Origin of the sequence: Psychrobacter sp. ANT_H3, assembly GCF_027919975.1 — a bacterium.
Taxonomy (GTDB): domain Bacteria; phylum Pseudomonadota; class Gammaproteobacteria; order Pseudomonadales; family Moraxellaceae; genus Psychrobacter; species Psychrobacter maritimus.
The window spans coordinates 20578-34333 of the sequence record NZ_JAQISM010000005.1; the positions used below are offsets into that span (position 1 = coordinate 20578).

Sequence of the window (13756 nt, forward strand, 5' to 3'; positions counted from 1 at the left end):
TAGTGTTTTTATATCCTAAACTCGTACATTCTAATATATTGTCTTAGCCTTAATTACCGTCTTAATTGCCGTCTTAGTGACGTACTCTGGTGTTATTTTATAAGCGATGGTGCGCCAGCGCTTTTTAATGACGTGTCCTTTTTCTTATGCTGATAGTCGTGCTGCTATGTCTACCTCTCCTAATTTGCAAACTGATTTGCCGTCCCAGTCTCCCACGTCTCAGTCGAGTGCGCCGTCAAACTTTAAGCTACCCTCTTCGCGCTTTACGTTTTGGCTGGTGCTATGTGCCATGATTTTATTGGCGATCAATATGCGCTCGCCGATTGTGGCGCTGGGTTCTATTGCGCCGGTAGTTCAAGGGGCTCTTAATATCTCTGAAACCCAAATTGGCTGGCTTGGCGCGGTGCCGATGCTGACTTTTGCGCTTGGGGCATTTATTTCGCCAGCGATTGGTAAGCGTTTTGGCCTTGAAAACACCTTGATTGCGATGATTGCCCTCTTAACAACGGGTATGATTATTCGTAGCCTTATCCCCACTTGGATTGGCTTTTTAGGCGGCACGTTATTGCTAACGTTAGCGATTGGTTTTGCCAATACCCTTGCTGCGCCTGTTATCAAGCAGCGCACACCAAATCATATTCCGTTGATTACGGGTCTATTTAGTCTCACCATGACGGTGTCGGCAGGGATTGTCGCAGGTGTTGTTCTGCCATTATCTGAGCAAGTTGGCTGGCAATGGGCGCTTGGTGGTTGGTCGATTTTAGGTTTGTTTGCCTTAATGATTTGGGTGCTGCTACGCTTGCGTTTGGGTTCATCAAATCATCAACCAATAGTACCGCTTGCTGAAGGGGTGCAAGCGCCGTCCCCTATCTCTATGTGGCGCACGCCTTTTGCTTGGCAAATTGCAGTATTTATGGGCTTGCAATCGCTGCTTTTTTATACCGTTGCCAGTTTCTTACCCTCGATTTGGCTCAGTAAAGGATTATCAGCGGTAAGCGCGGGGCAGATGAACTCAGTCTTCCAGTTTATGGCACCAGTAGCAATTTTAAGCTTAACCTGGCTGGTCAATCGCGGACGTCCTATTCAGGCGCTAGCGGTACTTGCTGCGGTCTTAAACGTGATTGGCATTTTAGGGGTCAGCTATTTATCAGCTGATTTGGCGTGGTTATGGTCGGCGCTGATGGGCATTGGTTGTTCAGCGATTTTTACCTTAAGTATGATGCTGTTTTCGATGCGGACCTATACCGCCAATCAATCAAGCGAGCTGTCGGGCATGGCGCAAGCGGTCGGTTATCTGATTGCGTTCTTTGGTCCGCTGGGTACCGGCTGGTTGCATGAAGCAACGGACAGCTGGGATTTGCCTTTATTCATCATGTTGGTTTTGATGGTAGTAAACGTGGGTTTTGCTTGGATGGTCAGCCGTCCAGTCATGGTCGATGGTAAGAAAATTTAATTTTTACCGTTAATATCAACTGACAGGCGCGCAATATCGTTAACTGTCGCGCCATATTGCTCATAAGCTTAGTTTGCTACACTGGTTTGATTATGAACTACCCACTACCTTAGAGGTAGGGGTTTCTTAGGTAATACCCATACTTTATACGGTATTCTGTATCAGCGGTTAGGTAAATAGGACAGCAAAATCATGATAAATATCTCTTCTTATTTAACTAAACCTTTAATAATAGCGGCGGCATTAAGCGTTACCCTTGTGGTTAGCGGCTGTCAAAAAGAGCCTGATAGCAATACGGCCGATGATAGTACGCAAACTACCAGCACTCAAAGCACTAGCACCCAAACTAACGAAACTCAGAAAGTAACAGATGCAACTGAGCAGCAGCAAGCGCCATTAACGATATTGGCATTGGGCGATTCATTAACCGAAGGATTGGGCGTTGATAACGATGCCAATTATCCCGCTCAGCTAGAAGCACGCTTACAAGAGCTTGGCTATAAAAATGTCAAAGTAGTCAATTCAGGCTTAAGCGGTGAAACCAGTACGGGGCTTGTCAATCGCCTAGATTGGGTATTGCAAACCAAACCTGATATTACGATTTTAACCGTTGGTGCTAATGATGCCATCCGCGGTATCGATGTGGCAACGGTCGAAGCCAATATTCGCACCGCTGTTAAACGCCTGCAGGATAATGGTAGCGAGGTTATCTTAGGTGGCATGCAGATTTATGACAACCTTGGCTCGGACTATGTAGAGTCCTTTGCCGCGATATACCCAAGAGTGGCTAAAGATATGAATGTGACGCTGATTCCTTTCTTTTTAGATGGTGTGGGCGGCGACCCTAAGCTCAACCAAGCCGATGCGATTCATCCAACCAAAGAAGGCTATACCATTATCGTTAATGATAATATTTTGCCAATTTTACAGCCTAAAATTGAAAAGTTAGAAGCTAATCACGCCAATACGGCAACGAAATCTAGCACACCTACTGAGACTACCCAATGACCGCTACACCCAATAACAAAGCACTACTTACCGCCTCCAAGCTGAATAAAACCGTGCAAGTCGGTGAGCAAAAGCTATCTATCATCAAAGACGTAGACATATATGTCAATGCGGGCGAGTTTGTGGTCATTATGGGTAAATCTGGCTCCGGTAAATCGACTTTGTTAGGTCTATTAGCGGCGTTAGATTATCCTGATAGTGGCTCGGTTGAGTTAGCGGGACAAACGTTAAGCAGCCTTGATGAAGATGCGCTTGCCGTCATTCGTCAACGCGATATGGGCTTTGTCTTTCAGTCGTTTCATCTATTACCGACATTGACGGTAGCAGAAAATATTGCCTTTCCTCTTGATATCGCCCGTCGTCCGAATAAAGCACGGGTAAATGAGCTGATTGCAGCGGTTGATTTGGGGCATCGGCGTGATAGCTTACCCAATCAATTATCAGGCGGTGAGCAGCAGCGTACTGCCGTTGCGCGCGCCTTGGTTTCGCAGCCAAAAATCGTCTTTGCCGATGAACCAACGGGTAACTTAGATGAGCAAAATGCCAATCAAGTGATGCAGCTATTATTAGATTTACGGCAGCAAGTTGGCTCGGCACTGGTCGTTGTGACCCATGATGCCGCGCTTGCGGAGATGGCAGATCGTGTCATTACCATGCACGACGGGCGGATTATTTCTTGATGAATAACTTAAAGAATAATAAGCAAACAGAGAAATATTCAGCCATCGATGCTACTGCTACGACTGATACCAACATGGCAAAAGAGTCAGATTATACGGGCGGTATCATGCGCCAGCTGTTTAGCGGTATTTTGAATTTACCAATATTAGGTTTACAAGGATTGGGCGCGCAAGCCTTAAGTCGCAGTTGGTGGCAACGCTGGATTTATCCGCTATTATTTTTATTGACGCTCACGTTATCGCTTGCAACCTATTTGACGCTCGACTCTGTTCAGCAATCGGTTGATACCTATATCAATGATAATCAGCGCGCGCTCGTTGGCGGCGATTTGATATTAAACAGCAAACAAGACTGGCCAAGCGAAGTATTAACACAGATAGAGACGGTTACTGATACACAAATAGTATATGACTATCAGTTTAGCGCGATGGTGGTGACCGATGAGCAAACCTTGCTTGCCAGCGTCAAAGCCGTCTCTACGGCTTATCCGTTATACGGAGAAGCTGAGCTTGCTTCAGGGCAACCGTTATGGCAGCAATTAAGCGCTGATAATGTCGTTGTCGCACCAGAAGTCCTGAATAGCTTAAACGCCAGTGTCGGTGACCAAATCACCATTGGTGATGCTGAGTTCACTATTAGCGACGTGCTAACCAAAGAGCCTGACCGCCCGTTGACCGCCTTTGGTTTTGGTGGGCGGGTTTTGATGCATCAAGATGCGCTTGTAGCGACCAATTTATTGGGACAGCGTAGCCGTATAAACTATCGTATTGAGCTGGCCGGTGAGCCAGAGTTAATGGTAGTACAGCGAGATAAGCTGACGCAAATACTAAGCAATTATCCTGATATCGAGCTGTCTGATGCCGAGTCGGCAGATACCTCTGTCTCGCGTATCTCTGACAATGTCTTGATGTTTTTAAAGCTGCTCGTCATCGCCGTGCTGTTATTATCTGCGGTGGCGATGTATGGCGTCATTACGGCTTTTGTGACCAAGCAGCAGTCTAGTAATGCCATTCGCTTGGCATTAGGTGAGCCGCTTAAATCCTTAAAACGTAGCTATTATCAGCTGTTGATTGTCACCACTATCATCGCTTGTGTGGCAGCAATTGCTCTAAGTTTTGGCTTACTGAAAGTTGGTCAGCCGTATCTGATTGCTATCTTACCAGCTGATGTTGGTCTAGCCATCAATCCTATCAGCGCCATTAAAACCATTATTATCGCTTTAGTGCTGACCTTGCTTATCGCTCAACGTGGTTTAAGCACATTAAGTACGACCAAGCCTGCTACTTTACTTAATCAAGGGGCGAGCACAAACTCGCAAAACCTACCTTGGTATCGACGTTTGCCATTATTATGGTATGGACTGACGCTAATCGGACTGTATGCGTTTTTTGCTTATGAAGTAAACTCTCTGATACTAGGTGCGCAGCTACTGATAGGACTTACAGGTTTCGTAGCGATATTTTGGCTCTTGGCACGCGGATGGTTATGGCTGCTGACTAAGTTTGCTAAGCATTCTAATATCAGCTGGATGCAGCGTATTGCTATCCATAACCTTGCCCGTAAAGGCAATCAGTCGGCATTATTCTTTGTCACTTTATCGCTATCAGTGGCGGTCTTAACTTTGATTACCACGCTTAATCATAGTATCAATACCCAGTTTATTAATGCTTATCCTGAAGATGCGCCCAATTTGTTTTTGCTCGATATTCAAAGCGACCAGCATGATGAGATTAATAACATTATTGCTGCACCTGTCAGCTATTATCCTGTCATTCGTGCCCGCGTCGTCACTGCTAATAATGTACCCGTACAAGATATCGAACCTGCTGACGGCTTCGATGACCCTGCACGCGTCTTTAATTTAAGCTACGCTGATACGGTGATGGACACTGAGTTTATTACGGAATCGCTAGCAGATGACAAGCTTTATGCACCTATTGACACTGCAGATAGTGACTCAGCACAAACCGTTGCGCCATTATCAATTTTGGATACTGCAGCAAGTTTGCTAAACGTTGGCATGGGTGATCAGGTGCGCTTTAATATCCAAGGGATTGAGATTGTCGGGCAAATCACCAGTATCCGCTCGCGCTATGAGAAAGGACCCAGCCCCTATTTTTACTTTTTATTTGAGCCAGCGGTTTTATCTGCTGCTCCGCAAATCCAATTTGCTACCGCTCATGTCGCAGCAGAGGATATTCCAAAACTCCAAGGTCAGTTAGTACGCGAGTTTCCTGCGGTAACGACCATCGACGGCACAGCAATCGCGCAGCAAGTCCAAGAGTTGGTGGTACAAATGAGTCGTTTGGTTTACGTCTTCACTTTACTGGCATTGCTGACGGGTATTATGGTTTTGATTAGCTCGCTGCTCTCCACCTCACAAGATCGCATGGCGGATAGTGCTTCATTTAGGCTGCTCGGTATGCAAAAGCGCGACCTATATATGCTCAATATCTTAGAGCTTGGCATACTTGGCATTAGTGCCGCCTTATTTGCGGTTATTATCGCTAATATCGGTGCATGGGCTGCTATTACCCAATGGTTTAATCTGCGCTTTAGTGTGCCGTGGGCAAGCTTAGGTATTGGCGGTGTGGCGTTAGTTGGTTTGCTGTTTGCTGTTGCCATTATTTATGTGCGATTGGTGATTGGACGCGGGATTATGGCGCGGGTTCGGGCGATGATTTAAGGTTGTAGTGGAGACTTGAAAATCTATTATCTTTCAGTCTAAAAGAAATGTATGCTGTCATTATATTTTATATATCCTCATCTCATATAAGACTTATAAATAGCAGTCTTACTATTTTATCCATTATAGGTTGAGGAATATTATCTCTTAGTATAATAAAACAAACTTAAAGAATTAATAACATCAACCACATTCAAAAGCGATCATAAAAATGGATATAAAGGATTTATGTAAGAAACCTGAATGCAGTAATATAGAATATAAAAGTTATTGGTACTGGGATTGTAACGACCCACAAGCCAAGAATATCGATAAAACACGCTTATGGGGAGAGTTTATAAAAGACTTTCTTGCGCTAACAAATGCTAATTTAGATTGCTTTGATGAAATTCGCTACATGATTATAGGCTTTAATGAAAGCACAGAATTATTTGAAGATTCAAATATAAGCGAGTGCGATTTTATTTCTTTAAAGAAAGATATTAATGCAAAACTAACTAACGCTATAACAGATTTTTCAGAAATTAAATATAGTATAGAATTAGAAATAATTGAAGGTAAGAATATATTAATATTTAAGATAGAACAACCTTATAGGCTATATTATCTAAATAAAGATATTCAGACCAATACAGTTAATTATAGAAAGAACACTGTTCTATATAGGGGTGATGATGGGAACTCTACTGGATGTAATGAAAATGTAGGAGTGATGCCGCAGCCACAAATAAAAGAGTTAGAAAGTAAAATAAAGAAAAAATATGGTTCAAACTTTACTTCTATTGAAACACATAAGCCTACGACTATTTATAATACTGTACTATCATACTTAGATAAAAATAAAACATTTACCATGAGTAAAGATTTTCCGATATTAAGTAATGACAGTAGGAAATATTTTGAATTATATGAACTAGAAAACTTCATGAATGGTGATAAAATATATATTTCTTTTATAGGTAGTACCAACCTAAAAGGTTCTTTAGAAAATCTATATACTACGTTTTTAAAAACAACCAAACCTTCTACAAAATTATTATTACTAATAAACAAACCTTCTGATTCTTCTCCTGAACGACGTATTAGTTATATAAAGAGTGTCTATAAAAGCATTTTTAAGAATGATGGTAATATAGAATTTATTGATGAATTTGGTAAAAAATATTTGTATCAAGAATATCTAGAACCAATGTTGTTCAGTCAGTATTATCAAAATACAGAATTTTTTATTGAGAATTACTCTTCTAAAGTTGGTAGTAATGAAAAGCAAATTGTAGCTTCTAGACTTGTGAAAAAATGGTTCAATTCAGATAATAGTCCTTTAATAGTTCTAACTGGTCCTGGAGGAGTAGGGAAAACTACTATTGTAAGAAACTTTCTAAATACTAATTTAAAAATGAGCGAGGATCAATACGTATTATTTTTAGATTCTTCGGTACTTTTAGATCAGCTGAAAACAGATAGAGTTTCAACAATTTACGATCTTTATAAGGCCAGCATTTCAGATACGGGCTTATTTACTGAGGAGTTATTCAAGCTGTCCGTAGATAATGGTAGCTTTGTGATAATTTTAGATGGTTTAGATGAAATTATTTCGGGTGTAAACATTGAGTTTCAACTACAAAGTTTCTTGAAAAATATTTTCGATAGTTACTGCTTCAATCTTGTTAAAACAAAAATAATTATTACTTGTCGAGATTATATCTGGGAGGAGGCTTTCAATCAAATAAATGAAGAGTTTCATATAGAAAATGTGGAAATACAACCTTTTAATAAACATCAAACCGAACAGTTCTTTAAAAGTCGTTTCAAAAACAATATAAGCTTACAAAAAAAATCAATGCATCTTGTTCAGAAACTTATAGATCAATCAAACGAAAATTACTATAGCCCTTTTATGTTAGATACTATCAGTAATTTAGTATCTAATGAGACTAAAAACGAAGATATAGAAAATATTTTTGATATTAAAAATGAGGAAGCAAAAGATTTAGGACTAATAAAAAATAACATGTTAGATTATTTAATATATGCTGTGTGCAAACGTGAAGTTAAGAAAATTGGTATTAGCTTTGTTGAACAGATGAAAATACTTTGTAAACTAAGCACAATTAATAAAACAATAAATAAAACCGACTTTACTTTGATCGTTCAAGAGTTCATAGCCGAAACTAACGATACTACTATTTCATTACTTCTGAACCATGCTTTTATCGACTACGCTAATGATAAGTTGATTAATATTAGATATGACTTCTTAAAAGATTTTTTTCTTAAGATATCTATAGCTCAGATGTTCTCTAATCAAGCTATTGCAGATATCCAATTATTAGATTTATTAGTATCTAGAGTTAGCTATTTAAATAATTTTTCCTTAGACATTGGCAAGCGACTTTATAAAACTGATGTTGAGGATATAGTTGTATCTACTTTAATCAATAGCGAAAATATTAACGATTTAATAAATCTTAGCAATGAAGTATCAGCAAAAAGTAAATATTATGAATACATCTCTAATCTTTTTATACTGTACTTAGGAATACTAAAATCTAAGAATAAATTAAATATACAAAAAGATCTCGACAAAGCTCTATTAGATATTTTCTCAAATAATAAAGGAGAGGTTTCTAAACTTTACCTATACAATATTAGGGAGTTGAAAATAAACCCTAAACTAGTATTTGATTTCAGCAATTTAACGATTAAGGATTGCTATATTTATGATTACTATGGACTTGTAAACTGTATTTTTGATGAAAAAACCCTTTTTGAAAGTGGAGTTATCAAAATACCTTCTTCTAAGAAAACTAGTTCTCAACTAAAAAAAACCCATCTTTCGAAAAAAATACTTTTATTAGATAACACCTCAGAAATCATAGACTCTATCGACAACCCTTCACATATAAGTGATGATAGAAGCATGAAATCACTTAAGAGTCTTATTAAACTATTTCATAGTAATGGTAATTTTAAGCCCAGAAAGTCAGTAGAAATTAGAAAAAAGAAAGGAGGATACTTAGTTGATCGTATGCTTAGTAGTGGTATTATTCAAACTAATAGAAATTCCAAGCTTAATCAGGAAGAGTTTGAAATAAATCCTGAGCTACAAGTTATATTATTTCAGTTTTTAGATAGTGGCGTTACTACACCTGAAATTTATGAAATAATTAGAGATTTATAACTTACTATATTGACTTCATTAACAGGATTTTATGCTGCTCTTGATTATCGTATTATAATAGTTTGCAGTCATGATTACGGTGATAGCTCAAGGGACTGTGGCGCTTATAGCCACTTGCATAGGAGTGATCGCTTGAACGTTGGAATACGCCTGTGGTTAGGTGCTGCGCGCTCCAGACTGCGAACTCCAAGTATAAAGCAGGATTAGCGCCAAGAACCTAAAACACCAAATTTAAAACGCCTTCTATTCATTTAGAATGCGTTTTTGCTTCATATTGCGTATTGGCATATAAACCAATACCAACCATTAGCTTTGCTTATTTTATCGCAACCATTTGTTATACTAGCCCAACTTTATCGATTAAACCTTACCTTATAGAACCCTCAAAAACAGCATGGTAGCCTTATGAAATTCTCAAAGTTCGGTCAAAAATTTACCCAGCCAACTGGTATATCGCAATTGATGGATGACTTGGGCGATGCGCTAAAAAGCGATCAGCCTGTCAATATGCTGGGCGGTGGTAATCCTGCCAAGATTGATGCCGTTAATGAGCTGTTTTTAGAGACTTATAAGGCGCTTGGCGTTGATAACGATGCTGGCGAAGCTAATAGTAGCGCAATTATTAGCATGGCAAATTACTCCAATCCGCAGGGTGACGCCGCCTTTATCGATGCGTTGGTCGGCTTCTTTAACCGTCATTATGATTGGAATTTGAGCGCAGAAAATATCGCTTTGACCAACGGTTCACAGAATGCTTTTTTCTATTTGTTTAATTTATTTGGTGGGGCGTTCGCTGATGAAAAGAGCCAAGATAAAGAAAGCCAGTCTATCGACAAATCAATTCTACTGCCATTAACCCCTGAATATATCGGCTATAGTGACGTGCATGTCGAAGGTCAGCATTTTGCAGCCGTGTTGCCGCATATCGATGAAGTGACTCATGATGGCGAAGCAGGTTTCTTTAAATATCGTGTGGATTTTGAGGCGTTAGAGAACTTGCCAGCGCTAAAAGAAGGTCGCATCGGCGCGATTTGCTGTTCGCGTCCGACCAATCCAACGGGCAATGTGTTGACCGATGAAGAAATGGCGCATTTATCTGAGATTGCCAAGCGTTATGAGATACCGCTGATCATCGATAACGCCTACGGTATGCCCTTCCCTAATATTATCTACTCTGACGCGCATCTAAACTGGGATAACAATACGATTCTTTGCTTTAGCCTGTCTAAAATTGGCTTGCCCGGTATGCGTACCGGCATTATCGTGGCCGACGCTAAAGTCATCGAAGCAGTCAGCGCGATGAATGCGGTGGTCAATCTAGCACCGACCCGCTTTGGCGCAGCGATTGCCACGCCATTGGTTAACGATGACCGTATCAAGCAGTTAGCTGATAATGAGATTAAACCCTTTTATCAAAAGCAAGCCACGTTAGCGGTAAAGCTTTTAAAAGATGCTTTGGGTGATTATCCATTGATGATTCATAAGCCCGAGGGCGCGATATTCTTATGGTTGTGGTTTAAAGACTTGCCAATTAGCACGCTTGAGCTATACGAGCGCCTTAAAGAAAAAGGCACACTGATTGTACCAAGTCAGTATTTCTTCCCTGGTGTCGATGTGAGTAATTACCAACATGCCCATGAATGTATCCGTATGAGTATCGCCGCTGACGAACAGACCTTAACGGATGGTATTAAGGTGATTGGTGAAGTGGTGCGCGAGCTTTATGATGAGGCTAATAGTCAGAACTATTAAAGTTTTTATTAAGCAAAGTGTTAATGATAGAAATAAAAAAACGGACTTATGAATAGTCCGTTTTTTTCTGCCTTTTAATCATAGGTTTGACGGTATTGATTGATTGAAACGTCTTTGTCCATACGGTAAAGCCATAGATTATATAAGACAGCAGACAGGTATTAATCAAATCATGAATACTGGCTTTTAGCTCCGTGCTGCCTATCGCTGTGATACCCAGCTCAGTAATCGTCTGGCGATTGTCCAAATATTCGCCCAATAAGGCGATGGCGGTCACCATAATTAAAGCGATAAACGCCCTGACACTGTATTTTTTAAAAACTGGACGTAGCAAGATTAAACTGAATAGGTAGACGCTGATGCCCACATAAATATGCAAGGCATCTTTGTCTAACCCTGTGGCAGCCACAACACCGTTTTTGAAGAGATAAAAATCCACGATTTTATTCCGCGTATAAGAGATAGAAGATAGCTGAGTATAAATAAAAAAAACAACTAAGTATAAATTAAAAATAAAAAAGGTAGATTATGCCTTTGCTAACCTACCTTCCTGTTTAATCGAAGCTGTTTAATCGAAGCTGTTTAATCGAAGCTGTCCAATCAAACATTTAAAGCATACTGGTTAAATATCCCAATCGACAAAATTCTTTAACAGCTGTAAGCCCGCGGTGTGGCTTTTTTCTGGATGGAATTGGGTCGCAAATAAATTATCTTGCAAAATACTGGCACAAAACGGCTGACCATAATCACAAACGGCCGCCACTTGCGAGCTGTCGGCAGGCGCGCAGTAATAACTATGTACAAAGTAAAAATGCGCATTGTCCTCGATGCCATTCCACAATGGATGCTCGAAATCCATACCGTTAATAGTATTCCAGCCCATGTGCGGCACTTTAATGGTCGCCCCTTGCTCATCCTTCCACGTCGGGTCAAACGCTTCTACATTGCCACCTAAGATGCCCAAACATTTTGTACCACCATTCTCAGCGGACTGCTCAAACAACGCCTGCATGCCAACACAGATGGCCATAACAGGCTTATTAAATATTGCCTGACGTATGACCTCGTCAATACCTGCATCCTGCATGCCAGCGATACAATCGCGCATCGCACCGACACCGGGGAAGAAAATCTTATCAGCCGCCGCGACCACTTTTGGGTCATTGGTAATAGAGACTTCCGCGCCTACCGCTGACAATGCCTTGCTGGCCGAGTGCAGATTCCCCATGCCATAATCTAATAGTGCAACCTTTGTGGCTCTACTCATCTAAAAAGCCTCTTTGGTCGATGGCAAGGTATTCAGCGCACGCTCATCATATTCGCAAGCCATACGTAGCGCACGAGCAAAGGCTTTAAAGGTAGATTCGATTTGGTGATGGCTGTTTTTGCCTTTAAGATTATCCAAATGCACCGTCATCCATGAATGGTTGACAAAGCCATAGAAGAACTCGCTAAATAAATCGACATCAAAGTTACCAACATGCGAGCGGGTAAAAGGAATGTCCATATGTAAACCGGGACGGCCTGATAAATCGACAACCGCGCGCGTCAGTGACTCATCGAGTGGCGCATAAAAGTGCCCGTAACGACGGATGCCTTTTTTATCACCCAATGCTTTATTGAATGCTTGCCCAAGTGTAATACCTGTATCTTCGACACTATGGTGATCATCGATAAAGGTGTCGCCGGTACATTTGATGTCTAAGTCAAACAAACCATGACGCTTGATTTGATCAATCATATGGTCTAGAAATGGCACGCCAGTATCTACAGTCCCTTGTCCCGTTCCATCAAGATTGACGGTGCAAGTGACTTGCGTTTCAGCAGTATTACGCTCAACGGTAGCGGTACGGGCTGGGCGACCATGTAAATTTAGATTGGCAGATTGGTTTTGCCCAGTTGTATCGGCGGTATTGGTTGTCGTCGTAGAATTGGCAGTCATGGCTACTCTCTATAAATGAAAAGCGGTCAATAAAATAGGGCGAAAAAGCGCCCAAATCATTCTTACTAGCGTCTAAAGCAAATGATAAAACAATGAATAAAAAATATAAAAAACTAAGCTAAAAATGGGTTCAATGCTTATTCAAAAAGCTTACGTATAAAAGCCAAAGTATTAGCTTTTATGCATAAAAAGCATCGTCTATCTTCATCATAGCAAACCCTAGCATTTACTGCCACGACCAAGCAGTAAACCACGCACAAAATCCTGTCATTCTGCTAAAATAGTGAGTTCAGTATTATCAATCATGAACCGCACCGACTCTACAATGCTACACTCGATGCCACGCTGTATCACCTTATAGCAACCGATTATTTATAGGAACTGATTATGCCTTTAGAAGCAATCGCCATCAACAGCTTGGATGCGCCACTGATTAAAAAGCCTGCGCGTGAAAACGAACTATCCGAGCGCCTGCACGCCTTATATGACAGCGATGAGAACCAGCCAAGTGGCGCAGAAGTACTACATCTCGTTGAGCAAGGCTTTAAGCGTGGTCAAACCCTGTATGTCGGTATGTTTAATGACAAGCCTATCGCTGCCGTTGCCTGCTTTGATGATGGACAAACTGATGCCAAGCGCTTGCAATATCTCACGGTACACACCCAAAATCGAGGTCGCGCTATCGATGCTAAATTTATCAAACTGGTCTATGATGCCGAAGTGAAAAAAGGCGTCCGTGAGTTTGTCCCAGTCGATGCCGATATTCATCGTATCATGAGCGAGTATGAGCTACTGCGCGTTAAGGATTAAATGTGAGGTTAAAAGCTTGAATTTGGCTTATATTTGACTATTTATGCCTTTTTATCGCATATTATGCAAAAACCACTTGACAGTAACGCCGATATTTAGTTTAATAGCGCCTCAACGAAGACGGCTCGATAGCTCAGTCGGTAGAGCAACGGATTGAAAATCCGTGTGTCGGCAGTTCGAACCTGCCTCGAGCCACCATTCGTTTAAGAATTCTAAAAAGCCCCGAACATTTATGTTTGGGGC

10 protein-coding genes and 1 tRNA gene are annotated in these 13756 nt (G+C 40.9%); 8 read left to right on the forward strand and 3 right to left on the reverse strand.

Features of this window, described 5'->3' with window-relative positions:
- Window positions 1-127 precede the first annotated feature (127 nt).
- The 6 genes from PG901_RS04435 (at window position 128) to PG901_RS04460 (ending at window position 10761) form a co-directional block, all read left to right on the forward strand.
- The gene (locus PG901_RS04435) at window positions 128-1453 is read left to right on the forward strand and encodes an MFS transporter (protein ID WP_333780661.1); all 1326 of its coding nucleotides are present in this window, start codon (window positions 128-130) and stop codon (window positions 1451-1453) included.
- A gap of 192 nt (window positions 1454-1645) precedes the next feature.
- Window positions 1646-2461 (forward strand): arylesterase, encoded by an 816-nt coding sequence (locus PG901_RS04440; protein ID WP_271133652.1) that lies wholly within the window; start codon window positions 1646-1648, stop codon window positions 2459-2461.
- Complete coding sequence (locus PG901_RS04445; RefSeq protein WP_271133653.1) at window positions 2458-3141, forward strand: ABC transporter ATP-binding protein; 684 nt, start codon at window positions 2458-2460, stop codon at window positions 3139-3141. Before PG901_RS04440 ends, PG901_RS04445 begins: the two co-directional genes overlap by 4 nt.
- Window positions 3141-5828, forward strand: coding sequence for an ABC transporter permease (locus PG901_RS04450; protein ID WP_442966849.1), 2688 nt, complete (start codon window positions 3141-3143; stop codon window positions 5826-5828). Before PG901_RS04445 ends, PG901_RS04450 begins: the two co-directional genes overlap by 1 nt.
- Before the next feature lie 211 nt (window positions 5829-6039).
- The gene (locus PG901_RS04455) at window positions 6040-9009 is read left to right on the forward strand and encodes an NACHT domain-containing protein (RefSeq protein WP_271133654.1); all 2970 of its coding nucleotides are present in this window, start codon (window positions 6040-6042) and stop codon (window positions 9007-9009) included.
- A 405-nt stretch (window positions 9010-9414) separates the two neighbouring features.
- Complete coding sequence (locus tag PG901_RS04460) at window positions 9415-10761, forward strand: valine--pyruvate transaminase (protein WP_271133655.1); 1347 nt, start codon at window positions 9415-9417, stop codon at window positions 10759-10761.
- A gap of 46 nt (window positions 10762-10807) precedes the next feature.
- Here PG901_RS04460 and PG901_RS04465 read toward each other — a convergent pair whose 3' ends face one another.
- From PG901_RS04465 to hisB, 3 genes are all read right to left on the reverse strand, one after another.
- Window positions 10808-11200, reverse strand: a complete 393-nt coding sequence (locus PG901_RS04465) for a hypothetical protein (RefSeq protein ID WP_271133656.1) — start codon at window positions 11198-11200, stop codon at window positions 10808-10810.
- A gap of 183 nt (window positions 11201-11383) precedes the next feature.
- Entirely contained in the window at window positions 11384-12028 is a 645-nt protein-coding gene (gene hisH, locus PG901_RS04470) for an imidazole glycerol phosphate synthase subunit HisH (RefSeq protein WP_271133657.1), read from the reverse strand.
- Window positions 12029-12703 carry an imidazoleglycerol-phosphate dehydratase HisB gene (hisB, locus tag PG901_RS04475; protein ID WP_271133658.1) on the reverse strand — a complete coding sequence of 225 codons (675 nt, stop codon included), beginning with the start codon at window positions 12701-12703 and terminating at the stop codon, window positions 12029-12031. It lies immediately after the preceding gene.
- 387 nt (window positions 12704-13090) lie between these two features.
- On the opposite strand from hisB, the gene PG901_RS04480 reads away from it, so the two are divergent.
- Together PG901_RS04480 and PG901_RS04485 are read left to right on the forward strand one after the other, a co-directional pair.
- Window positions 13091-13513 carry a hypothetical protein gene (locus PG901_RS04480; RefSeq protein ID WP_201620161.1) on the forward strand — a complete coding sequence of 141 codons (423 nt, stop codon included), beginning with the start codon at window positions 13091-13093 and terminating at the stop codon, window positions 13511-13513.
- Between the two features lie 122 nt (window positions 13514-13635).
- Window positions 13636-13711 (forward strand) — tRNA-Phe (locus tag PG901_RS04485).
- Window positions 13712-13756: the final 45 nt, after the last annotated feature.

Excerpts from the sequence above, each read along its gene's own strand:
- PG901_RS04440 (WP_271133652.1), top strand. The coding sequence starts at position 1,646 with ATGATAAATATCTCTTCTTATTTAACTAAACCTTTAATAATAGCGGCG.
- hisH (WP_271133657.1), bottom strand. The coding sequence starts at position 12,028 with ATGAGTAGAGCCACAAAGGTTGCACTATTAGATTATGGCATGGGGAAT.
- PG901_RS04445 (WP_271133653.1), top strand. The coding sequence starts at position 2,458 with ATGACCGCTACACCCAATAACAAAGCACTACTTACCGCCTCCAAGCTG.
- PG901_RS04480 (WP_201620161.1), top strand. The coding sequence starts at position 13,091 with ATGCCTTTAGAAGCAATCGCCATCAACAGCTTGGATGCGCCACTGATT.
- hisB (WP_271133658.1), bottom strand. The coding sequence starts at position 12,703 with ATGACTGCCAATTCTACGACGACAACCAATACCGCCGATACAACTGGG.
- PG901_RS04460 (WP_271133655.1), top strand. The coding sequence starts at position 9,415 with ATGAAATTCTCAAAGTTCGGTCAAAAATTTACCCAGCCAACTGGTATA.
- PG901_RS04450 (WP_442966849.1), top strand. The coding sequence starts at position 3,141 with ATGAATAACTTAAAGAATAATAAGCAAACAGAGAAATATTCAGCCATC.
- PG901_RS04455 (WP_271133654.1), top strand. The coding sequence starts at position 6,040 with ATGGATATAAAGGATTTATGTAAGAAACCTGAATGCAGTAATATAGAA.
- PG901_RS04435 (WP_333780661.1), top strand. The coding sequence starts at position 128 with ATGACGTGTCCTTTTTCTTATGCTGATAGTCGTGCTGCTATGTCTACC.